Raw genomic sequence first — 23105 nt, forward strand, 5'->3', positions numbered from 1 at the left:
ACGGACACGATTGGTATGTGCGGGATGTCGATTGCGATGGCCATGTGGGCTCCTTTGCTTGGTCTGTTCGATGTACAGGCGCGCAGCGCGCTGGTTCCCTGAACATACCGTGCGTGCGATTCGCATATCCAGCCGAACCGGCCTATGTGGTTCCAGCTTCCGAACCGGTCTTCCACTGTTCCTCGTCTTCTCGAGCAATGAACATCTGATATATGGATTGTCGCGTCGACTGCATATCTCTAATCCTTGCGGATGAGGAGCGGGCCGGTAATCCAGAAAGGTTCATACCGCAGCCCGATGGTCGGCTGGGCGTTCGCTCCGTACGCTCGGGAGTATGAATACAGCAGCATCGCAATTGCAGCAGACTCAGCCGGCGCCGGGACCGGCGGCTCAGCCTCAGCACTCTCAGCAACCCCAACAGTTCCAGCAGCCGGCATCGCACACCCAGCAGTGGGCCCCGGTCATCGAGGCCCACGACCTGGTCATGGACTACACCGCCAGCATGGCCCGCGCGCAAGCCGGGCACGGCGTCACCGGTGTGGTTCCCGCCGGCGCAGGTGCCGGCTACGCACCGGCTCCCGCAAACCCCGCCGCCCAAGGCACCGCAGGAATACCCTGTGCTGGGCAACCGAATCAGCCCATCCAACCGGGCTTCGTCATGCCCACCATGCACACGCTTGCCTTGAACCACGTGAACTTTGTGCTGGGCGAGGGCGAGACGGTTGCAGTGATGGGCCCGTCCGGCTCCGGCAAATCCACTTTGCTGCACGCGCTCGCCGGCATCATTAAGCCGACCGCCGGCACCGTCATCTTCCGTGGTGCCGACCTGAGCCGCATGAGCGACGCCGAGCGCACCAAACTGCGCCGCAACGCCTTCGGCTTCGTCTTCCAATCCGGCCAGCTGCTGCCCGAACTGCCGGCGGTCGAAAACATCGCCCTGCCGATGATGCTTGACGGCATGCCCTACCGCACCGCCACCGACACGGCGATCCTGTGGCTGGAACGCATGGGATTGCGCGCGCTCGCCACGCACCGGCCGGGGGAGATGAGCGGCGGACAGATGCAGCGCATCGCCATCGCCCGTGCGCTCGCCGTCAAACCTGCCGTGGTCTTCGCCGACGAGCCGACCGGCGCGCTCGACCAGGCCACCGGCCGCGAGGTCATGGGCATCCTGATGGCCGCCGCGCGGGACAACGGTTCCGCCGTGGTCGTCGTCACCCACGACCCCAACGTCGCTTCGTTCTGCTCGCGCACCGTGACCATGCAGGACGGCCAGCTGGGAGGCGTACGATGAGCACTTTCGCATTGTGGCGATTGTTCCATCGCCCCGGCTCGCGTGGCAGTGCGGGTCATACTTCGGTGTTGGCCATCATTGCTTTTGCCGCAGCCACCACTATCTTCCTCACCGTTTTGGGCGGCGTGCATGGGTTCATGTGGCGCGCCTCCGCCGACCACACCATTGGATGCGCAATCAATCTCGACGCTTGCAAACCCGGAACAGCGGAAATCTGGAAGCAGCGTATCGCCAATCCCCACAGCCTGGATCAATACGCCACGGCATATGTCGTGCTGGCGTTCTTTGCCTGCCTGCTGCTGATTGTGCCGTTCGTGGCGCTTGCCGGTTCCGCCGCGCGATTGGCTGCGTCCCGTCGTGACGCTCGGCTCGCATCCCTGCGCTTGGCAGGCGCGACCACGGGGCAAGTTATTCGCCTTACGGCGCTTGATGCGGCTGGGCAGGCCTTGGTGGGGGCGCTGATTGGCATCGCGGGGTACTGCGTGTTGATCCCCCTAATCATGTTGCTGCATTTCCAGAATCAGACGTTTACGTTCGAGCAACTGTGGGTGGGGCCGATTGCCTTGATCATTACGCTTGTTGGCGTGACCGTGTTGGCGCTGATCTCTTCGCTGGTCACGCTTCGGCGCGTGGCCGTCACGCCACTCGGCGTCACTTCACGCGTTGCGACTACGCTGCCGTCCGGCTGGCGTGTGGTGGTGTTCGCCGTCATCATGGTGATTGCCGTTCTTCTGTTCAAGAATCCGATGGTGCTGGCTCAGGCCGGTGAAGTAGTGATGTACGGCGTGATCATCGGCTTCATGCTGCTGTGCTTCGCGCTGGTGAACCTCGTGGGCTCCTGGGTGGTCACCGCTCGCGCCAAAGCCAAGGCCAAGCGGCCCAAGGATGCGGCCACGATGATTGCCATGCGCAGGATTCTCGACAATCCGAAGCGTGCGTGGCGCAATGTGTCCGGTATTGCGTTGGCCGTGTTCATCGCCGGCATCACGTCAATCTGTGGCTTCCTTGGCTCGGCCGCTGTGGTGGGCGACCCCAATGATCCATCCACCGTGTTCATTCGCGATATCGGCACGGGCGGCATCCTGACCCTCGTATTCGCCGCAGTGCTTGCGGCGGTCAGTTCCGGCGTGATGCAGGCTGGCAGCGTCTACGATCAAGCCGGCGAATACCGCATGCTGGTGCTGGAAGGCACTGATGTCAAGACCTTGAACCGTGCGCGATTCATCGAGGTACTCACCCCGCTCAACATCGTGGTGATCGTGGCCGGCGGCTGTTCCATGCTGCTTATGGCCCCTCTGTTCGCCGCTTCGATGACCGAACCGGCCACGCTGGCCAGCTTCTTCGGCGGGCTTGTGCTGTGCTATGCGCTGGTTTCCATCGGCGCGTTCGCGTCCAATCGGGTGGCGGCCAGCTTGAATCTGGCCGATTATCGGGCTGATGACTGAGGCGGTACGGTACTTTCCCGGATGACGACGCTGGTGGGAAGGATGACGTGCATATCGCCCGGATTGTCATTGCGGTTGTCGATGATCATCTGCACAGCACGTTGTGCGATTTCGCTGAACGGCTGGTGCACGCTGGTCAGCGAAGGCATGAGCTGATCAGCGGGGAAAATGTCGTCAAACCCCATTACGGACAACTGTTTGGGCAACGGAATCTTATGTTCACGTGCCGCGCGATACGTGCTTACCGCCGACAAGTCGTTGCAGCAGAAAATCGCGGTGGGTCGGTCGGGGAGTTCCAGCAGCCGGCAGGCTGCTTCATAGCTTGTTTCGGCGGGAAAGTAATCGCCCTGTTCGATATAGGACTCCGGCAGATCCACCCCGGCCTGTTGCAGAGCGACGGTGAATCCGCTATAGCGCGCGATGCTGGTCTGTAGGTTCGCCGGCCCCCGGATAACGGCGATGCGTCGATGGCCGAGCGACAGCAGGTGTTTGCCGGCCTGGTATCCTGCGGTCCAGTTATCGATGGACACGCTCATCACATCCGAATCGACGGTATCGATTGGGTCGATGATGACCACGGGAATACTGCGTGATTTCAACAAAGACTTCGCTTGAGTGGTCAGACCGCCCATCTGCTGCATAATCACGCCTTGGGGATTCCTATCGATGATGCCGCGGAAACAGTCTTCCGTGGCATCGCCATGGTTGGTCTGGGTGACCGTGATGGCGAGGCCCGCCTGCTGCGCCCAGTGCGAGGCGTATTTGATGAGTTCCATCGTGCCGTTGTGCGCGATGTACTCGACGACGAGTTCGATGGTGGGGGAGAGCTTGGTACTCACCAGCGGGCGCGAGTAACCATGCTCGCGCAGCACCTGTTCGACCTGACGTCGCGTCTCGTCGGAGATGCCGGGCCGGCCGTTGATCACCTTGGAAACGGTCGAGGGGGAGACACCGGCGATCTTCGCCAGATCACCGACCTTGAGCTTATGCGTGGGATTGTCGTTGGCCATCACCGCTCCTCTCTGCCATTGTCTCTGTTCACCATTATGGCCCATAACGCCGCATTTTTTCGTAGTTTTCCTTACTTCGCGTGTTCTGGGAGAAAAATTTTCGTAATCGGGTTTGTAAATTTCTAAATCAAGGGGTATGCTGAAGGCAATGGTTCACCAAGGCGAAGGAGCCCGAACACATGAGTACCATCACCCAAGTCAAGACGTATGACTTCCGATTCCCCACCTCTCAGACGCTGTCCGGTTCGGACGCGATGAACCCCGATCCCGACTACTCCTCCGCATACGTGGAGATCTCCACCAGCGCGGATGACGGTATCAAGGGCGTCGGCTTCGTGTTCACCATCGGCCGCGGCAACGATGTGGTTTGCAAGGCCATCGAATCGATGTCGCAGGTGCTGATTGGGCGCAACACCGAGGAACTGCTCGACAACATGCGCATTGCATGGGATCTGTTCGTGCATGATTCCCAATTGCGCTGGCTCGGCCCTGAGAAGGGCGTGGAGCATATGGCCATCGGCGCCGTACTTTCCGCGCTGTGGGACATCAAGGCCAAGCGTGCCGGCAAGCCGTTGTGGCTGCTATTGGGCGAGATGGAACCCGAGGAACTCGTCTCCACGCTCGACTTCCGCTACATGACCGACGCGCTCACGCCCGCCGAAGCCGTTGAGATTCTTCAGGAAGGGCAGAAGGGCAAGGCCGAGCGTATCAAGCACCTGCTCGAGGTCGGCTACCCCGGCTACTCCACCGCCCCCGGCTGGCTCGGCTACTCCGACGAGAAGATGGTCGCGCTCGCCAAGGAGGAGACGCAGGTCAAGGGATTCAAGCAGATCAAGCTCAAGGTCGGCCAGAACATCGACGACGATCTGCGTCGCCTGGCCAAGGCCCGCGAAGCCATCGGCCCCGACGTGCGTCTTGCCGTGGACGCCAACCAGGTGTGGGATGTTCCCACCGCCATCGACTGGATCAACAAGTTCCACGACTTCGATCTGGCTTGGGTGGAGGAGCCGACCAGCCCCGACGACGTGATCGGCCACGCCACCATCGCCCGCGCCATCAACCCCATCAAGGTGGCCACCGGCGAGCAGATGCAGAGCCGCATCCTGTACAAGCAGTATCTGCAGGCGAACGCCTTCGGCATCATGCAGATCGACGCCACCCGCGTGGCCGGTCCGCAGGAGATCGTGCTCGAATACCTGCTCGCGAAGAAGTTCAACAAGCCCGTCTGCCCGCACGCCGGCGGCGTGGGCCTGTGCGAGGCCGTATGCCACTTCGCGATGTTCGATTACGTGGCCGTGTCCGGCACGATGGACGGCCGCATGATCGAATACGTCGATAACCAGCATGAACATTTCGTCCACCCGACCGAGATCAAGGACGGCAACTACGTCGCTCCGACCGCTCCGGGCAACGGTACCGAAATGACGCTGGAGACGGCCGAGAAGTACCTGTATCGCGGCTGACCGCAACTGGAAATTCATAACTGAACAACACAATTTAACACAACAACACACAACCACTCCGGCTGGGGTGCCGAAGCCCCGGCCGGGCGTGACATGGAACACCCATGAAACGCAGAATAAGGATGGACGAAGGAGTTCCCATGGATCTGCATCTCGAAGGCAAAGTCATCATCATCACCGGCGGCTTCAAGGGCATTGGCAAAGGCATCACGCTGCAACTGGCCCAGGAAGGCGCGATTCCGGTGGTGATCAACCGCTCGGACAGCGCGCTCGAGGAGTTCAAGAAGGATATCGAGCAGTACACGACCGAATACGACGTGCATCTGCTTGATCTGAACGACACCGACAAGATCGCCGGCATCGTCGAGGAGACCTACAAGAAGTACGGCCATATCGACGGCATCGTGAACAACGCCGGCAAGAACGACAACAAGGATCTCGAAACCACCACCTGGCGCGAATTCGAGGAATCGATCCACGGCAACCTGACTCACTATTACGAGCTGGTCCACGCGGCCGTGCCGTATCTCAAGGAAAGCCATGGCGCCGTCGTGAACATCTCCTCGAAGACCGCGCTTACCGGCCAAGGCAAGACCAGCGCCTACGCGGCCGCCAAGGGCGCGATCCTGGGACTCACACGCGAATGGGCCGCCGCCCTCGTCAAGGATCGGGTGCGTGTCAACGCCATCGTTGTCTCCGAATGCTGGACCCCGCTGTACGCCGACTGGATCAAGACCTTCGGTGACGAGGCCGCACAGAAGGCGCGCCTGTCGGTGATCACCGACAAGATCCCGCTGGAGCACCGCATGACCACCACCGAAGAGATCGGTAATGAAGCGGCATTCCTGCTCTCCGACCGCTCCAGCCACACCACCGGCCAGTGGGTGTTCGTCGACGGCGGCTACGTCCACCTTGACCGTGCGCTCGCCTGACTTCGAGGTCCGGCGCACATCCTACGAGAGATACGAAATGGTCCGAAACGGGGCATATATGGCCTGATAGGCCATTTTCATGGGGTGTGACCGGGGGAGGGTAAACTCGTACCGGTCACATCCGAACCGTCGGCTCCGCCTCTATGGGGAGCCTTACAATGCAGCACCGAATCGCGCGCCGCGTCCGAATGCTCCATGCGGCGCGTGACTCTCAAGGAGGAGAGAAACCATGGCATCCAACACTCCGACGACGACGTCGAAGTCCACCAGGGGCAAGAGCTGGATCATCGCATTCGCTCTGGTCACGCTACTGTTCTTCACCTGGGGCCTGACGATGAACCTCGTCAGCGCCATCCGCGATCCGTTCGCCGTTTACCTCAACCTCAACAGCACCGAATCCTCGCTGCTGCAGGTCGCCTACTTCGGCGCCTACTTCGTAATGGCCATTCCGGCGACAATGGTCGCCAAGCGCTTCGGCTATAAGGGCGGTATGATCTGCGGCCTGATCTTCTTCGTGATCGGCTCGTTCCTGACCATACCCGCCACCACGTCTCTGAGCTACGGCCTATTCCTGCTCGCCATGTTCGTTATCGCGCTCGGCGCCGCCTCGCTCGAGGCGAACTGCAATCCCTATATCATCAAGCTCGGCGACGAGAAGGGCGAATCCTTCCGCCTGAACCTCGCACAGAGCTTCAATGCGGTCGGCTCGGTCGTCAGCCCGCTGATCCTTGGCATGATTCTCGGCAACACCGCCTCCGCCAAGCCCGGTGACCCCGGCTTCGAGGAGTCCAAGGTCGCCTTCATGAGCCAGACCCGTATGTTCTACATCGTCATCGGCGTGATTCTCGCAATCGTCATCGCCGTGTTCGTCATCGCCAAGCTCCCTTCGCCCCCGGGCGACGAGGAGGAAGCGGCCGGCGGCGTTGCTCAGGACAGCTCAATCGGCGCGCTCGTCAAGAAGCCGTGGGTCGTCCTCGGCGTCATCGCCGAGTTCGTGTACGTCGGTCTGCAGACCATCGGCTTCTCCACGTTCTCCACGTTCGCGCAGCAGCAGTGGGAGGGTATGAGCGCCGGCATGGCCGCCACGTTCCTCGCCGTCCTTACACTGATGTACACGATTGGCCGATTCGTCACCACCCCGTTCATGGCCAAGTTCGAGCCAGGTAAGATCCTCGGTTTCTACATGATCGGTGCCACGATCCTCATGATTCTCACCGCCATGGGATTGGGTAAGATATCGGTCATCACGTTTATCGCTCTGTACTTCTTCATGTCCATCGCCTACGGCACGATTTTCGCCCTCGCTCTGACTCATCTGAAGGGCGCCGCGGCCAAAACCGGCTCCAGTCTGATCACGATGTCTATCGTCGGCGGCGCGATTATCCCGCTCGTCTACGGTGCGATCACCGATGCGGCCGGCATGAACGTGATGCTCTGGGCGACCGTTCCGTTGTTCCTCTTCCTGGTTTGGTACGCATTCTGGGGTTCCAAGATCGGTCTGAAGGAGGCCTGACATGACACTCAACGTAATCGATTCCCACTTCCATATCTGGGATCCGGATGCGCAGGATCTGCCATGGCTGGCAGGATTGCCCTCGCTGCAACACAAGTACACGATTGAAGACCTAGCCGCACAGTACGCCAAATTTGGCGTGAATTTCCTCGGCGGCGTATACGTGGAGGTTGACGCGGCCGACCATGAGCTTGAGGACCGGCTGCTGTACGAGAATGCAAGTCCTCTGATCTTGAAGCGCATGCTGCAAGGACGGGTAAGCCCTTGGATGCGTGTCCCGATTAATGCCGATGGCATCAGGGAACCGCTGCATGTGGATTCCGAGCCGCGGGGCCGTGCGCTCGAACCCGAATTCATCGCCGGTCTACGCGCGATGGCCGCCAAGGGATTGCCATTCGAGCTGTGCAACCGTGGCCCGGAACTGGGCGACATGGCCAAGGCGTTCGCGCAGGTTCCCGAAGTGACGGTCATCATCGATCATCTCGGCAACGTGCCCGGGCTTGATGAGGAATCGTGCGCCGCGCTCGCAGCGTTGGCCGAACTGCCGAATTCGTATATCAAGGTTTCCGGCGACAACCCGGTGGGCCCGGACATCGTGAAATACGTGCGGGACACATTCGGCCCGAAGAAGGTGCTGTACAGCTCCAACTGGCCGGTCGTGGAACTCAACTCGACCTTTGCCACGCACTTCCAACTCATGCTGGACACGTTCGGCGAGGACGAGGACTTCTTCGAAAACAACGCCCGTCGCGCTTACAACATCGACTAAACCCAAGCCCCCTCTGATGAGGGGGGTTGCTTTGCCGAATAGCGCAAACGATTTCGTGCGGTACACAAACAGGCGAGTACGAGGAGGCAAGCACGAGGAAAGGGAGACCTCGCAGTTGCGGACGGAATCATTCGTCCGCAACTACGAGGTCTCCCTTTCCTCGCCGTATCGGTATGTGTTGGTAAACGGTACTGCGGCTGACGGCTGATATTCCGGTGCCGTCAGCGCCGCCAAGCGTTATCTTGCGTTATTCCGCGTTGAAGACGACTCCCTTCTGCAGGATTAGGTTCGCGTACTGCGCCGACTCGCCGCTGGCAATCACACAGTAGGCGTTCTTCGCCTGCTCATAGAACGCGAAGCGCTCAAGCGATCCAATCGCATCCGCACCGCGTTCGTCATGCTCCTTGATGAGGCCCGCGTACACATCCCAGATCGGCGTCGCAACCGTATCGCCCGGCACTTTTTCCATCAGCGTCGCCGGCTTGTCCACATACGTGTCAAGCGGGAACACCGTCAGAATCGCTTTGAGGATCTCGCCGCCACCGTGGCCGTCCATACGAACCACGATTGCGTTCTTGCCAATTGATTCGGCTGGGAAGTTGCCGTCCGCGATGACCAGCTGATCGCCATGACCCATCTCGCACAGCACTTTCAGCAGCTCCGGCGGGATGATTTTCGGAATACCTTTAAGCATGAAGCCTCCTTGCTTGTTGCCTTGACGCCGCGGCAACCCCGCCACGGCGTCAATCGTGGCCGCAGGGCATTCCCGCAACCGTCGATGTGCTATTAGTTTACCTCGCGTAAGCGAAAAATTCCATGTCAGATGGTAATTTTTCCAAACACATCTTCGATTTCATGGGGATTCGCTTCAAGATCATGGGCATTCTCATGGACGCCGGTGTGAACCTCGCCGATTGCCATGCCGATGACTGAGATCAGCTCAGCAGCGCCGCGATGATCGCGATAAACACCGGGCTGGTCATGGTGCTCATCAGAATGCCGTCGCGCGCGAAGGTGAGGCCCACGTTGTAGCGGGCCGCGTAGTTGTACACGTTCTGGCCGGTGGGCAGGGCGGCGAGCACCACGCAGGCGTACAGCTCGGAGCTGCGGAAGCCCATCACGAAGTAGGCGAGCAGGAACGCGATGATCGGCATGATGATGTTCTTGAGGACCGCGACCGTGAAGATGGCCGGTCGATCGCCCTTCTGCTGCAGCGGCTTGGTGCCGTGCAGGGACATGCCGAACGCCATCAGGATCATCGGCACAGCCGAATCGCCGATCATGTCGATTGGGTCGAAAATGAATTTCGGCACCGGGAACCAGCCGATTTTCGCGGAAATCGCAGAGACCACAATGCCTAGCAGCGAGCCGATAAGCAGCGGCTGATGCAGTGGCTGCTTGGCGATTTCCTTGATGGAGACCTTGCCCTTGGTAGTCACGTCCAGCACGGTCAGGCCCACCGGTGTGAAGATGGCCTGCTGCATGACCAGAATCGGTGCCACCAGCGCCGGATTGCCCAGAATGTAGGTGGCGATTGGCAGGCCGATGTTATTGGAATTAAGGTACATCGAATTCAGGGCGCCGATGGTGGCGTCCGGGGCGTTCAGGTGGAAGAACATGCGGTTGAGCACCAAGAACACCACGCCCACCAGCACGGCGGAGAAGAACGCCACGATAATCGAGGGGTGGAAGATGTCGAAGATCGGCTCCTTGGAGAGAATCGCGAACATCAGGCACGGGCTCGATACGAAGAAGGAGAAACGGTTGAGCACCATCTGAGCGGACGGCCCGCCGATTCGCATTCGTGCGGCGACATATCCCACCGCAATCACGATGCCGATAACGCAGAAGCCTTGCATGGCGCTGATTAGACCTGACATAATCCTCCCTTTCGCCACCCCAGTGTGGCACATAAAAATGTATTCGGCCGCAAAATCTCATGTAGTGGGTGTGCTGGGCCCGCCGCCCACGCGGTACGCTGGTCACATGACGCTTGAATTGAACCGCACCGCATCCACTGCCGAGCAGCTGAACAGCCTGCTCACCCAGATCATGGAGAACTTCTCCGTGTCCGACCACGAGGGCCCCCTCACCGACGAGGCTGAGGCCTTCCTGGGCGGGCAGGAACACCTGACCGTCCGCCGTCACGGTGACACAGTGGTGGCCAGCACCGACTTCGGCAAGCCGAGCCGTGTGATCTTGGCCGGGCACCTCGATACTGTGCCGGTCATCGACAATTTCCCACCAAAGTGGCTGGAGCCCGGCGATTCGCTGATTCGCGAAGAAATCGCCCACGCTCATCCCGAAGACCGCGTGCTGTGGGGCCGCGGTGCCACCGATATGAAGGCCTCCGACGCAGTGATGCTCTACCTTGCCGCCACGCTCGACGGCCTCACGCCGGAAACCACCCCGAAAGTCGACCTCACCTACGTCTTCTACGACCATGAGGAAGTCGTCGCCGAAAAGAATGGCCTACGCAAAGTCGTCGAGGCCCATCCCGATTGGATCACCGGCGATTTCGCCATCATCGGCGAGCCCACCAACAGCGGCATCGAGGGCGGCTGCAACGGCACGATTCGCTTCGACGTCGTGACCCACGGCGTGGCCGCGCACTCCGCCCGCGCGTGGATGGGGGAGAACGCCATCCACAAGGCGGCCGACATTCTGAAACGACTCAACGCCTACGAGCCGGCCACCGTGAACGTGGACGGGCTCGACTATCGCGAGGGCCTCAACGCCACGCTGATCGACGGCGGCAACGGCACGAACGTCATTCCGGATGAATGCCGCGTGCACGTCAACTACCGCTTCGCCCCGGACAAGTCGCTGGCCGAGGCCAAAGCCCTGATGATGGGCGCGGACGCCGGCGCGGAACTCGGCAATGGCGAGCATGTGGCCACCGGCGGCGTGTTCGAGGACTACGGCATCGAAATGAAGGACGAAAGCCCCTCCGCGCGCCCGGGTCTGAACGCCCCGCTCGCCCAGGATCTGGTCCGACTGGTTAAGGAGCGCACTGGCCGCGACCCGTTGGCCAAGCTCGGCTGGACCGACGTGGCACGCTTCTCTCAGCTCGGTATCCCGGCCGTCAACCTCGGTGCCGGCGATCCGCTGCTGGCTCACAAGCACGACGAGCAGGTGCCCGAATCCGATCTGACCGCCATGGCCGCAATCCTTACCGACTGGCTGGTCTGACACCTCTCTAGCTCCCCTCCCTGAGGGGAGCTGTCACCGCAGGGAGGGGAGCCGAGAGAACGTCAGCCTCGCCGGGCCACGCCCGCACAAAATATGTGGCATACTAAAGGATGGTGGTTCTGCATAACCATCAGCGTGTGAGATGGCGTCGATCCCCTTGCGGCTCTCGAGAATGAGACAACGCAAGCGCCGGTGTCCGCCACCCGCAGGACAGACTTGAGACGAAGTTGCCTTTACGCGGCGCGTTTTCGCGCGGCCACGGTGAGAGCGTGGTGTGAGCCAAGCGTATAGGCCTGGAAATAGGCGTCGTGATGCAGCGCGCCGCGAGGAGCATTGTGCCCACTGACAACCGTGAAGGTTTCGTCAACGACGGAACCGATAATTCAACCGTATCCAATGCCGATTCGGCTGCAGCCGTGAACGCTGCGCCTGCCGCCGCCTCCCAGCCCGCCGAACCTGTTCGCCGTCGTCGCGGCGGCCGTCGCGTGGTTCGCGGCACCGGTGCTGCCGGCGCTTCTCTGGAACTGCAAGTGCAGGAACGCACCCCGCTGTTCGAAGCCCCCGCGCTTCCCGATGCCGGCACTGCGGCCGATTCCAGCGATTCCGATGAATCCAGCGATTCCAAGGATTCCGCCGAACGTCCAACCCGTCGCCGTACGCGCCGCGCCGCTTCCACAGTGGTCGACTCGTATAGCGAGGATGATCGTCCTCGTCGTTCGCGCCGCACTGTCAGTGTCGATGATTTCGATGACGATGACGCCCCACGTTCCCGTCGCCGTTCGGTTGTGGACGATAACGATTACGACGAGGACCGCCCGGTTCGCCGCCGCTCTCGCCGTGCACCTATGGATATGGATGATGATGACGAGGACCGCCCGGTTCGCCGCCGCTCTCGCCGTGCAGTTGCGGATACGCACGAGGACACCCCGGATGAGCGCCTGTTCGATGCGGTCGAATCCCTGCCCTCTGGCCACGAGACCGTGCGCCGCGGCAAGCCGATGACGTCCCTGCTCTTCCAGGAACCGGTACTGCCCGCCGCTGTGGATGCGCACGATACCGCTGACACTCGTGATGACGATGTTGACGCCGACGAACGTCCGTCTCGTCGCTCCCGCCGCTCGCGCAGCCACGATGATGACGACGCGCAGCCGCGCAGCCGCCGCCGTGACGACCGTGACGATCGTGGCCGCAACGCTGCCGCCGGTGACGCCAATGCCAGCGCCAACGCGGACCATGATGATTTCGATTCCAATGACGCTTCCGACTCTCGCCGTTCCCGTCGCTCCCGCCGCCTGAACGCCCAGGAGCGCCGTGCAGCCGCCGAAGTGGAGCAGATTGAGGAAGACCTCGAGCTGGACGATATCGCCTACTCGCCGATTGCCGAAGAGGAGGGCGACGAAGAATCCGACGCCATCCGCACCCGTTCGCGCCGTCGCCGCCGTCGCGGCTCACGCGGCGAAACCGGTGCCAACGGCGAGCACGATACCGCCGAGAACGATGCCGAGGATACGCGTTCCCGCCGTCGTGACGATCGCGATGATCATGACCGTGATCGCGATGAGGACGATGAGGAGCAGACCGTTACTCGCCGTCGCCGTCGCCGCCGCGGTGGCAAGAACGGCGAGGGCACCGACGACCAGAGTCAGAACAGCGAACAGCCGCTGGTCCGCCGCTCCCGCAAGCAGCAGTACATCGACGAGATCACTGATGTGGAGGGCTCCACTCGTCTCGAGGCCAAGAAGCAGCGCCGCCGTGACAACCGTCGTGAGCGCAGCCGCCAGAGCCAGCTCATGGAGCAGGACTTCCTTGCACGTCGCGAGAACGTGGACCGCCTGATGGTGGTGCGTGAGAAGGAACAGCACACCCAGATTTCCGTGGTGGAAGACAATGTTTTGGTCGAGCATTACGTCTCCGACATTCAGGAAGTACAGACCGTCGGCAACATCTATCTTGGCCGCGTGCAGAACGTGCTGCCCAGCATGGAGGCCGCATTCGTGGATATCGGCCAGGCCCGCAACGGCGTGCTCTACGCCGGCGAGGTCAACTGGGATGCCGCTCGTCTCGAAGGCCAGCCGCGCCGCATCGAGCTGGCGTTCAAGTCCGGCGACCCGGTGCTCGTGCAGGTCACTAAGGACCCGATCGGCCACAAGGGTGCCCGCCTGACCTCTCAGGTCACGCTCGCCGGCCGCTTCCTGGTGCTCGTGCCATCCGGCGGCATGACCGGCGTGAGTCGCAAGCTTTCGGAGCGCGAACGCAGCCGTCTGAAGAACATCGTCTCCAAGATCGCCCCGAAAGACATGGGCGTGATCATCCGCACCGCGGCCGAAGGCGCATCCGAAGACGCCATCGTCAAGGATCTCGAATCACTGGTCCGCCAGTGGGAGCGCATCAACGCCAAGCGCGAGGAATTCTGGCACGGCAAGCGCCCGAAGCTCCTGCAGGGCGAGCCCGACGTGGCCATCCGCGTGGTGCGCGACATCTTCAACGACGACTTCAGCAAGCTCATCGTGGAAGGTGACAAGGTCTACGACCGTATCGAGGAATACCTTGACACCATGGCCCCCGACTTGAAGGACAAGCTGGAGAAGTGGGACCCGGCCGAGCATGAAGGCAAGGACGTGTTCGACAAGTGGTCCATCGACTCCCAGCTGCGTAAGGGCATGGAGCGTCAGGTCTACCTGCCGTCCGGCGGCTCGATCGTCATCGACCGCACCGAAGCCATGACCACCATCGACGTGAACACCGGACGCTTTATCGGCAAGGGCAAGTCCTTGGAGGAAACGGTGACGCGTTGCAACCTGGAGGCGTCCGAAGAGATCGCCCGCCAGCTGCGCCTGCGCGATATCGGTGGCATGGTGATGATCGACTATGTGGATATGGTCATGCCCGCCAACCGCGATCTGGTGCTGCGCCGCTTGGTCGAATGCCTGGCACGCGACCGCACCAAGCATCAGGTGGCCGAAGTCACCTCGCTTGGTTTGGTGCAGATGACCCGCAAGCGCATCGGCCAGGGTCTGGTCGAGGCGTTCTCCGAGGAATGCCCGACCTGCAAGGGCCGTGGTTTCATCCTGCATGATCAGCCGACCGTTTCGGCCGACTACGACGATCCCTACGCGCTTCGCGGTGGCGACCCGTTCGTCAAAACCAACAAGCACGGTCGCGGCACCGCTCCCGCTCCCGAACCGGCTGGTTCCAGCGCCGACGTCAAAGCCAAACTGGCTCAGATTGCCGCCGCTGCCGTCGCTGCCAACAACACGGCGGAAGAGTAAGCGGAAGAGTAACAGGTGTGTCGTGCTTGACACGCGGGCAAAAATCATTTGATTTAGTCCGTATGGTGGTGTAGATTCGAAACTCGGTGTCTGACCGCAGGCTCGGTGCGTGTTAGGCAAGGTAGCTTTCCAAAACATAAAAGGAACGATAATGTACGCGATTGTGAAGGCCGGTGGCCATCAGGAAAAGGTCGAGGTTGGCGACGTCATCCTCGTGAACCGTCTCGACGCCAAGAAGGGCGATACCGTGGAATTCCCGGTCTCCCTCGTTGTCGATGGTGACAAGGTCACCCTTGCCGCCGCCGATCTGGCCAAGGTGTCCGTCAAGGCTGAGGTCGTGAACGACGAAGCCAAGGGCCCGAAGATTGACATCCAGAAGTACAAGAACAAGACTGGTGTTGCTCGCCGTAAGGGTCACCGCCAGAAGCTGACTATCGTCAAGATCACGGCGATTGCCTGAGTTATAGAAAGGACCATGAATCATGGCACATAAGAAGGGTGCGTCCAGCTCTCGCAACGGTCGCGATTCTAACCCGCAATACCTCGGCGTGAAGAAGTTCGGCGGCGAAGCCGTCGTGGCCGGCAACATCATCGTTCGCCAGCGTGGCACCAACTTCCACCCGGGCCACAACGTCGGCATGGGCAAGGATCACACGCTGTTCGCCCTCACCGATGGCTCCGTGAAGTTCGGTGTGCGCCGCGACCGCAAGGTTGTCGACGTCATCGCCTGAGCGATATAGCGTCAAGTTTTTTCCAAGCCGCGCCCGTAAGGACGCGGCTTTTTTGTAAGGTAATCAATATGAGTGATTTTGTGGATCGAGTAACCGTCCATGTCAAGGGCGGCGATGGGGGCAACGGTTCGGCCGGCATCCGTCGTGAGAAATACAAGCCGTTGGCCGGTCCAAACGGCGGCAATGGCGGCGACGGCGGTTCCGTGGTGTTCGTGGCCGACCGTAACGCCACCAGCTTGCTCGACTATCGTTTCATGCCGCATCGTGTCGCCGGCAGCGGCACCATGGGCCTGGGCGATAATAAGGACGGCTCCAAGGGCGAGGATCTGATTCTGCCCGTGCCCTGCGGCACCGTCGTCTTTGAGGCGCGCGGCGAACAGGGCAAAGCCAAGCATCCCGGCGCACAGCTCGCCGACTTGCGCCACGAGGGCGACCGCTGCGTTGTCGCCCAGGGCGGTGCCGGCGGCCTCGGCAACATCGCCCTGGCCAACAAGACCCGCCGCGCCCCCGGCTTCGCCCTGCTCGGCGAACTCGGTGAAGAGCGCGACGTGATTCTGGAACTGAAGTCCATCGCCGACGTGGCGCTGGTCGGTTTCCCCTCGGCCGGAAAGTCGTCCCTGATTGCGGCGATGAGCTCCGCCAAGCCGAAGATCGCCGACTACCCATTCACCACGCTGGTGCCGAATCTCGGCGTCGTTATCGCCGGCGACTCTCGATACACCATCGCCGATGTGCCGGGACTGATTCCGGGCGCCTCCGAAGGCAAGGGCCTGGGACTGGAGTTCCTGCGCCACATCGAACGTACCGAAATCATCGCCCATGTGATCGATTGCGCCACGCTTGAACCGGACCGCGACCCGATGTCCGACTACCACGCGCTGGAAAACGAGTTGGCGCTCTACGCCGACAAGCTCGAGCTGCCGTTGGGTGCCATCCCGATTCCCGAACGCCCGCGCATCGTGATTCTGAACAAGATCGATGTGCCCGAGGCCAAGGAATTGGCCGAGTTCGTGCGTCCGGAGTTCGAGAAACTCGGGCTGAAGGTCTTTGAGATCTCCACTGCCTCACACGAGGGTCTAAAGGAGCTCAACTTCGCGTTGTCTGCGCTGGTGCACGAGATGCGTGAGGAAGTGGCCAACCGCGAGCAGGCCGAAGAGGAGGCTCGCGTGGTCATCAAGCCATTGGAGACCAAGGGCCGCCGTCCGCGTCGCGCTGACGAGGGCGGCAGTGCGCTTGAGTTCACGGTCGAGCGCCGCGAACTCGGCAATGGCGAAGTGTTCTTCGAGGTGCGTGGCGTCAAGCCGGAGCGCTGGGTCATGCAGACCAACTTCGACAACGACGAGGCCGTGGGCTACCTGGCTGACCGCTTGGCCAAGCTGGGCGTGGAGGACGAGCTGCGCCGCAAGGGTGCTCACCCCGGCGACGAAGTGCGCATCGGTCGTGGTGCCCGTATGGTCGAATTCGATTGGGATCCGACCATCTCCGCCGGTGCTGAAATGCTCGACGGCTCCAACCTCGGTGCCCGAGGCAAGGATCTGCGTCTCGAAGAGCAGGACCCGCGCACGCACCGCCGCTCCAACGCCGAACGTCGTGCCCAATACCACGAGATGATGGACGCCCGTGCCGCCGTGCGCGACGCAATGATGGCCGAACGCAAGGCCGGCCACTGGGCCGACCCGACCGTTGACGACGATCGCCATGATGAGAACAGCCTCTTCGGCCACGGTGAGTCCAGCGAAGATGGTGAAACCGAGGAATAAATGAGCACTCCAAGTCAGGCCGAGGTGCGGCGCATGGTCGCAGCAGCCGGAACCATTGTCGTGAAAGTCGGCTCCAGCTCGCTGACCCAGCCGAGCGGTCACCTCGACCCGGACAAGCTCGACGCTCTGGCCGCCGCCCTTGCCCAGATACGACTGATGGGCGGGCGTGTAGTACTGGTTTCCTCTGGTGCTATTGCGGCCGGCTTCGGCCCGCTGGGCTTTGACGAACGCCCGGCCGACGTGGCTACTCAGCAGGCCACCGCAGCGGTCGGCCAAGGTTTGCTCATGGCTCGCTACGAGACTGCTTTTGGCCGTTTCGGTATTCGCGTAGGCCAGATTCTGATTACCGCTGAAGACACGATTCGTGCCACCCAGTACCGCAATGTGGAACGCACGCTGGACCGTCTGCTCGACCTCGGCGTGGTGCCGATTATCAACGAAAACGATTCGTTGGCCTCGAACGAGATTCGTTTCGGCGATAACGATCGACTCTCCGCCTTGGTAGCCAATCTGGTGCGGGCCGAAGCCTTGGTGCTACTGACCGACGTGGACGCGCTGTACACTGCACCGCCCTCGCAGCCCGGCTCCCGCCGTGTGGAATATGTGCCGAACGTTATCGATGCACTTGGCGACATCCAAGTCTCCGGCTCCGGCTCCAAGGTCGGCACCGGCGGCATGGTCACCAAACTCGAGGCCGCGCGCGTGGCGGCCGTCTCGGGCATCCCCACGGTACTCACCTGCGCCTCGAACGCGGGCCCGGCGATGATGGGCGATCCGGTGGGCACCGTGTTCGCACCGGTTAAGGCCCGCGGCTCATCACGCCGTCTGTGGATTGGTTTTGCCGCCGACCCGCGCGGCACGATTGTGGTCGATGCGGGTGCCGGCCAGGCGATTCGCGGCGGGCGTGCCTCGCTGCTGGCTACTGGCGCGCTCGAAGTGCATGGCGATTTTTCCGCCGGCGATCCGGTCTGGATCGATGCCGAAAGCGGCGAACACCTGGCCCGAGGCCTCGCCGGCTTCGATTCCGAAGAAATTCCGCAGATGCTCGGGCGTAACACCGCCCAACTCAAGCGTTTCCTCGGCCCCCAGTACGCCCATCCACTGGTTCATCGCGACAATCTCGTGCTCGTGTGACTGATGGAATCTGTCACACGACAGGTTTCATCACCATAGTGCGGCTCTGGCGATTTTTCGTGCTGTAGGTTTAGCATGGGAGCCATGACTATGGCGCAATGGCAGACTCTTTCCGACCGTATCAACACTGTGGCACCGAGCGCTACGCTCGCCGTCGATTCCAAGGCCAAGGCCATGAAGGCCGCCGGACTTGACGTTATCGGCTTCGGCGCAGGTGAACCGAATTTCCCGACCCCCGCAAACGTGGTCAAGGCTGCGGCAGATGCCTGCCTTGACCCGAAGAATTACAAGTACACGCCTACGCCGGGCCTGCCCGAGCTGCGCGAAGCGATTGCGGCTAAGGTGCTGCGCGATTCCGGCTACGAGGTCAATGCCGATCAGGTCGTGGTGACCAACGGCGGCAAGCAGGCCGTGTATGAATCCTTCCAGATCTTGCTCAACGATGGCGATGAGGTCATCATTCCCGCTCCGTACTGGACCAGCTATCCTGAAGCCGTCAAATTGGCGGGTGGCGTGCCGGTCGAAGTATTCGCCGGTGCCGACGTGAACTTCGAGCCCTCGCTTGAGGCGCTGGAAGCGGCCCGTACCGAGCGTACGAAGGCAATCATCGTCAACTCCCCGAACAACCCGACCGGAGCCGTCTGGAAGCCGGAAACCGTGGAAGCGATCGGTCGTTGGGCCGTCGAGCACCACATTTGGGTTATCTCCGACGAGATCTACGAGCACCTGAACTACGACGACGCGCACACCACCTACATCGGTGCCGCCGTGCCGGAATGCCGCGGGCAGTTGCTGGTGCTGAACGGCGTGGCCAAGACCTATGCGATGCCGGGCTGGCGTGTCGGCTGGATGGTCGCTCCGCTTGAGGTGGCCAAGGCCGCCACCAAGCTGCAGGGGCATATGACCTCCAATGTGGCCAACATCTCCCAGCGTGCGGCTCTGGCCGCTGTGGCCGGTCCGCTGGATGAGGTGCACGAGATGCGTAAGGCCTTTGACGCGCGCCGCCGTGCGATTGTGACCGCCTTGAACGATATCGAGGGCGTCAACTGCCCGACTCCGACCGGCGCGTTCTACGCTTTTGCGGACATCACCGCTTTGCTTGGCAAGCCGCTGGGTCCCAAGGGCACAGTGTCCGATACGTCCGCTGACTTTGCCGCCGCACTGTTGGATGAGGCCCACGTGGCCGCCGTCCCCGGCGAGGCCTTCGGTGCTCCCGGTTACCTGCGTTTCTCCTACGCACTGGCCGACGAAGACCTAGCCGAAGGCATGCGTCGATTCAAGGAATGGGCTAACTGAGAAGAGTCGCGTGCCCCGCACGTGCCACGCACATGCCACGCGCGCGACACGCGATTTGCGATAATCCACCGGAGCCGTTACTATAACGATTTGGCGGTTTCGCCGTGGCGAAGCGTTCTCTACGGAATGCACGCCGAGGTGGATTTTCACCTAGGGAAGTGGCGCAATTGGTAGCGCAACGGTCTCCAAAACCGTAGGTTGTGGGTTCGAGTCCCGCCTTCCCTGCCAAGTTTTCAATAATCAAGCAGCTGACGCGAGGTACGGAATGGCTAAGACGAACAACAGCGAAAAGGTAGTCAAGCCGAATGTCTTCATGCGTATCGGTCTGTTTATCAAGCAGATCATCGACGAGCTTCGCAAGGTCGTAACCCCTACTGCCAAGGAACTGTTCTTCTGGTCTCTGGCTGTGTTTATCTTCGTGCTGCTGCTGATGGCCCTCGTCACGGGCATGGACTTCGGTCTGGGCAAGCTCGTGCTGTGGGTGTTCGGCTGATCCGCACAACCTAAGGTGAATAACAACGCATGAGTGATGAACTGAATCTCGAGAACCTCGACGCCGTGCCGGCTGAGGAGCCTCTTGTCGAGGCTTCCGAAGCTGCTGCCGATGAGGCAGCTGCCCCGGCTGAACCGGTTGCTGACCTTTCCGCAGAATCTGACGCATCCGTCGACAATGCAGATGTTGAGTCCGCCGCTCCGGCCGTGACTGAGTCCGCTCCTGTTGCTTCCACTCAGACCGAGACCGTTTCTCTGGATGAGGACGAGGAAGAAGTCAACGAATCCGAGCAGGCCGAGGAAACCGATGCCGGTCAGCAGGCCGTTGACGAATTCTCCAAGTCCCTGCGTTCCCTTGATGGCAAGTGGTACGTGCTGCACACCTACTCCGGCTACGAGAAGCGCGTGAAGACCAATATCGAGTCCCGCGTCGCCTCCTTCGGCATGGAAGACCAGATCTTCCAGGTCGAGGTGCCGATGGAAGAAGTCGAGAAGCACACCGAAAAGGGCAAGAAGGTCATCACCCGCGTACGTGTTCCAGGCTACGTGCTGATTCGTATGTGGCCGGATGAGAACGCCCGCCGTATCGTTCGCGAAACCGAAGGCGTGACCGGCTTTGTTGGCCCGACCAAGGATCCGGCGCCGCTCTCCCGCAAGGAAGTCGTGGCGATGATGGCTCCGATGATCGCTTCCGAGGCACTCAAGGCCGCCGGCGACAAGCCTGCCGCCGCCAAGAAGCGCAAGGTCGAAGTATCCTACGCCGTTGGCGATCAGGTCACCGTCACCGATGGGCCTTTCGCCACCATGGCCGCCGTTGTTTCCGACGTGGAGCCCACCACTCAGAAGCTCACCGTGCTCGTGTCCATCTTCGGCCGTGATACGCCGGTGGAGCTTGGCTTCCACCAGGTTCAGAAGCTAGATTAACCCCAAACTTTGCAGAGCCCGACCATCGTGGTCGGGCTTTTGTGTTGTCCGGGTGGATTTGCATAATAGGAAAGCTTGTGTCTGGAGGGAAGACCCGCTAGCACAGCACAGCAATATAAGTTGCGGGAGGAGACCGACCACAGGCCGATTGCCTACAGCATGCACGGATAAATAATGAGTCAAGACCGAGCATGATGGCAGACAGCCGAACCTGAGGACGGCGACCATTCGAACCGCGTTATAGAAAGAAGAACCATAATATGGCTCCCAAGAAGAAAGTCTCGGCGCTGATCAAGCTCCAGATCCAGGCTGGCAAGGCCAACCCGGCCCCGCCGCTGGGCCCGGCTCTGGGTTCGCATGGCGTGAACATCATGGACTTCTGCAAGGCATACAATGCCCAGACGCAGGACAAGATGGGTCAGGTCATCCCTGTCGAGATTACCGTTTACGAAGATCGTTCCTTCACCTTCGTTCTCAAGACCCCGCCGGCTGCAGCTCTGCTGAAGAAGGCTGCTGGCATTGAGAAGGGTACCGAGAACCCGCTGACCCACAAGGTCGGCTCTGTCACCAAGGCGCAGGTTCGCGAAATCGCCGAGACCAAGATGGAAGATCTGTCTGCTCGCGATATCGAGGCCGGCATGAAGATCATCGAGGGTACCGCTCGCTCGATGGGCATCACGGTTACGGACTGATAAGGAGAAGGACAGATGGTAAAGCGTTCCAAGAAGTACCGCGAAGCCGCTGAGCGCGTCGATCGCAACAACCTCTACACCGCCAACGAGGCCATCGCTCTGCTCAAGAGCATGCCTGCCTACAACTTCGACCAGACCGTCGAGGCCGTGTTCCGTCTGAGCGTCGACCCGCGTAAGGCCGACCAGCTCGTGCGCGGTACCGTCAACCTGCCTCACGGCACTGGTAAGACCGCCAAGGTCCTCGTGTTCGCCCGTGGCCCGAAGGCCACCGAGGCCACCGAGGCTGGCGCCGACATCGTCGGTGATGACGACCTGATCGCAAAGGTTCAGGGCGGCTTCCTCGACTTCGACGCCGTGGTTGCTACTCCGGACATGATGGGCAAGGTCGGCCGTCTGGGCCGTGTGCTCGGTCCGCGTGGCCTGATGCCGAACCCCAAGACCGGCACCGTGACCATGGATGTCACCAAGGCTGTCAAGGACATCAAGGGCGGCAAGATCGAGTTCCGTGTCGACAAGAACGGCAACCTGAGCTTCCTCATCGGCAAGATGAGCTTCGATGAGTCCGCTCTGGATGAGAACTTCAAGGCTGTGGCCGACGAAGTCAAGCGTCTGAAGCCCGCCACCGTGAAGGGCCGTTACCTGACCAAGGCAACCATCACCTCCACGATGAACCCGGGCGTTCCGGTTGACCCGAACACCTTGGCCTGAGGCTAGCGAGCTTCAATAGCTACTGAAAGGGACTTCCCGTAAAGGGAAGTCCCTTTTTGCATATGCGATGACCGGTTGCGAGAAGATGAACCTGGATGGTCACGCAATCGAATTCTTGCAACACGCCGGTGAACACATGAATTTGTTACGCATCGGCAATGCAAAGACGGATTATTCTGGTATCAGAACAGTGCAAATAGGCTGTTTGCGACACGCCGAAGGAACCGTGTGATTGCAACGATTCCTGAGGCTTTTGCGCGCCTCGATTTGCGTGAATCCAAACATGCGTGTAAGTTATTTCCTTGCTGCCGCTCAGCGAGTGGTTCCCTTCGGTGGGGGCTGTGAGGTGGGTGAGTGGTGGTGGTTTGAGAACTCAAGAGCGTGTTTGTACTACTTCTTTATAGTCAATGATTGCCAGTTCATTCCTCGCCTGATTGCCTGTCGTGGTGGTCGGGTACCCGGGAGGGTTTGATGAGGGGTG

Annotated in this window: 20 protein-coding genes and 1 tRNA gene; 18 read left to right on the forward strand and 3 right to left on the reverse strand. The window is 61.0% G+C overall.

Annotated features, from left to right (window positions below):
* Window positions 1-334: 334 nt before the first annotated feature.
* Together FYJ31_RS11460 and FYJ31_RS11465 are read left to right on the forward strand one after the other, a co-directional pair.
* On the forward strand, window positions 335-1294 hold the full coding sequence (locus FYJ31_RS11460; RefSeq protein WP_154536724.1) for an ABC transporter ATP-binding protein: 960 nt from the start codon (window positions 335-337) through the stop codon (window positions 1292-1294).
* Entirely contained in the window at window positions 1291-2739 is a 1449-nt protein-coding gene (locus FYJ31_RS11465) for an FtsX-like permease family protein (RefSeq protein ID WP_154536725.1), read from the forward strand. The genes FYJ31_RS11460 and FYJ31_RS11465 overlap by 4 nt, the downstream gene beginning before the upstream one ends.
* On the opposite strand, the gene FYJ31_RS11470 is transcribed toward FYJ31_RS11465, so the two are convergent.
* The gene (locus FYJ31_RS11470) at window positions 2721-3749 is read right to left on the reverse strand and encodes a LacI family DNA-binding transcriptional regulator (RefSeq protein WP_032743891.1); all 1029 of its coding nucleotides are present in this window, start codon (window positions 3747-3749) and stop codon (window positions 2721-2723) included. The two genes, FYJ31_RS11465 and FYJ31_RS11470, sit on opposite strands and share 19 nt — an antisense overlap.
* A 179-nt stretch (window positions 3750-3928) precedes the next feature.
* Here FYJ31_RS11470 and FYJ31_RS11475 point away from each other — a divergent pair, with 179 nt between their 5' ends.
* The 4 genes from FYJ31_RS11475 (at window position 3929) to FYJ31_RS11490 (ending at window position 8426) form a co-directional block, all read left to right on the forward strand.
* Entirely contained in the window at window positions 3929-5212 is a 1284-nt protein-coding gene (locus FYJ31_RS11475) for an enolase C-terminal domain-like protein (RefSeq protein ID WP_154536726.1), read from the forward strand.
* Between the two features lie 140 nt (window positions 5213-5352).
* Window positions 5353-6144 carry an SDR family oxidoreductase gene (locus FYJ31_RS11480; protein ID WP_012578536.1) on the forward strand — a complete coding sequence of 264 codons (792 nt, stop codon included), beginning with the start codon at window positions 5353-5355 and terminating at the stop codon, window positions 6142-6144.
* A gap of 229 nt (window positions 6145-6373) precedes the next feature.
* On the forward strand, window positions 6374-7657 hold the full coding sequence (locus FYJ31_RS11485) for an MFS transporter (RefSeq protein WP_012578535.1): 1284 nt from the start codon (window positions 6374-6376) through the stop codon (window positions 7655-7657).
* A gap of 1 nt (window position 7658) precedes the next feature.
* On the forward strand, window positions 7659-8426 hold the full coding sequence (locus FYJ31_RS11490; protein WP_032743896.1) for an amidohydrolase family protein: 768 nt from the start codon (window positions 7659-7661) through the stop codon (window positions 8424-8426).
* A gap of 247 nt (window positions 8427-8673) precedes the next feature.
* Here the strand turns inward: FYJ31_RS11490 and FYJ31_RS11495 are convergent, their stop codons facing one another.
* Together FYJ31_RS11495 and FYJ31_RS11500 are read right to left on the reverse strand one after the other, a co-directional pair.
* On the reverse strand, window positions 8674-9120 hold the full coding sequence (locus tag FYJ31_RS11495; protein WP_012578533.1) for an RbsD/FucU family protein: 447 nt from the start codon (window positions 9118-9120) through the stop codon (window positions 8674-8676).
* A gap of 241 nt (window positions 9121-9361) precedes the next feature.
* Complete coding sequence (locus tag FYJ31_RS11500; RefSeq protein ID WP_154536727.1) at window positions 9362-10306, reverse strand: AEC family transporter; 945 nt, start codon at window positions 10304-10306, stop codon at window positions 9362-9364.
* Window positions 10307-10412: 106 nt separating this feature from the next.
* Here FYJ31_RS11500 and dapE point away from each other — a divergent pair, with 106 nt between their 5' ends.
* From dapE to rplA, 12 genes are all read left to right on the forward strand, one after another.
* Window positions 10413-11618: a succinyl-diaminopimelate desuccinylase gene (gene dapE, locus FYJ31_RS11505; RefSeq protein WP_174774352.1), complete on the forward strand. Its 1206-nt coding sequence runs from the start codon at window positions 10413-10415 to the stop codon at window positions 11616-11618.
* A gap of 311 nt (window positions 11619-11929) precedes the next feature.
* Complete coding sequence (locus tag FYJ31_RS11510; RefSeq protein ID WP_154536731.1) at window positions 11930-14887, forward strand: Rne/Rng family ribonuclease; 2958 nt, start codon at window positions 11930-11932, stop codon at window positions 14885-14887.
* A gap of 151 nt (window positions 14888-15038) precedes the next feature.
* The gene (rplU, locus tag FYJ31_RS11515) at window positions 15039-15347 is read left to right on the forward strand and encodes a 50S ribosomal protein L21 (RefSeq protein ID WP_012578529.1); all 309 of its coding nucleotides are present in this window, start codon (window positions 15039-15041) and stop codon (window positions 15345-15347) included.
* A gap of 22 nt (window positions 15348-15369) precedes the next feature.
* The gene (rpmA, locus tag FYJ31_RS11520) at window positions 15370-15618 is read left to right on the forward strand and encodes a 50S ribosomal protein L27 (protein WP_007053061.1); all 249 of its coding nucleotides are present in this window, start codon (window positions 15370-15372) and stop codon (window positions 15616-15618) included.
* A gap of 68 nt (window positions 15619-15686) precedes the next feature.
* Complete coding sequence (gene obgE / locus FYJ31_RS11525) at window positions 15687-17378, forward strand: GTPase ObgE (protein ID WP_029680402.1); 1692 nt, start codon at window positions 15687-15689, stop codon at window positions 17376-17378.
* Complete coding sequence (gene proB / locus FYJ31_RS11530; RefSeq protein ID WP_060620170.1) at window positions 17379-18512, forward strand: glutamate 5-kinase; 1134 nt, start codon at window positions 17379-17381, stop codon at window positions 18510-18512.
* Window positions 18513-18602: 90 nt separating this feature from the next.
* Window positions 18603-19808, forward strand: a complete 1206-nt coding sequence (locus tag FYJ31_RS11535; protein ID WP_154536732.1) for a pyridoxal phosphate-dependent aminotransferase — start codon at window positions 18603-18605, stop codon at window positions 19806-19808.
* Between the two features lie 152 nt (window positions 19809-19960).
* Window positions 19961-20036, forward strand: a tRNA-Trp gene (locus FYJ31_RS11540).
* Window positions 20037-20073: 37 nt separating this feature from the next.
* On the forward strand, window positions 20074-20301 hold the full coding sequence (gene secE / locus FYJ31_RS11545) for a preprotein translocase subunit SecE (RefSeq protein ID WP_012578525.1): 228 nt from the start codon (window positions 20074-20076) through the stop codon (window positions 20299-20301).
* 29 nt (window positions 20302-20330) lie between these two features.
* On the forward strand, window positions 20331-21224 hold the full coding sequence (gene nusG / locus FYJ31_RS11550) for a transcription termination/antitermination protein NusG (RefSeq protein WP_154536729.1): 894 nt from the start codon (window positions 20331-20333) through the stop codon (window positions 21222-21224).
* 260 nt (window positions 21225-21484) lie between these two features.
* Window positions 21485-21916 carry a 50S ribosomal protein L11 gene (gene rplK / locus FYJ31_RS11560; RefSeq protein WP_003829785.1) on the forward strand — a complete coding sequence of 144 codons (432 nt, stop codon included), beginning with the start codon at window positions 21485-21487 and terminating at the stop codon, window positions 21914-21916.
* Window positions 21917-21931: 15 nt separating this feature from the next.
* Complete coding sequence (gene rplA / locus FYJ31_RS11565; protein WP_012578523.1) at window positions 21932-22624, forward strand: 50S ribosomal protein L1; 693 nt, start codon at window positions 21932-21934, stop codon at window positions 22622-22624.
* Window positions 22625-23105: the final 481 nt, after the last annotated feature.

This window comes from Bifidobacterium sp. WCA-178-WT-4B (assembly GCF_009696495.1).
GTDB lineage: Bacteria > Actinomycetota > Actinomycetes > Actinomycetales > Bifidobacteriaceae > Bifidobacterium > Bifidobacterium infantis.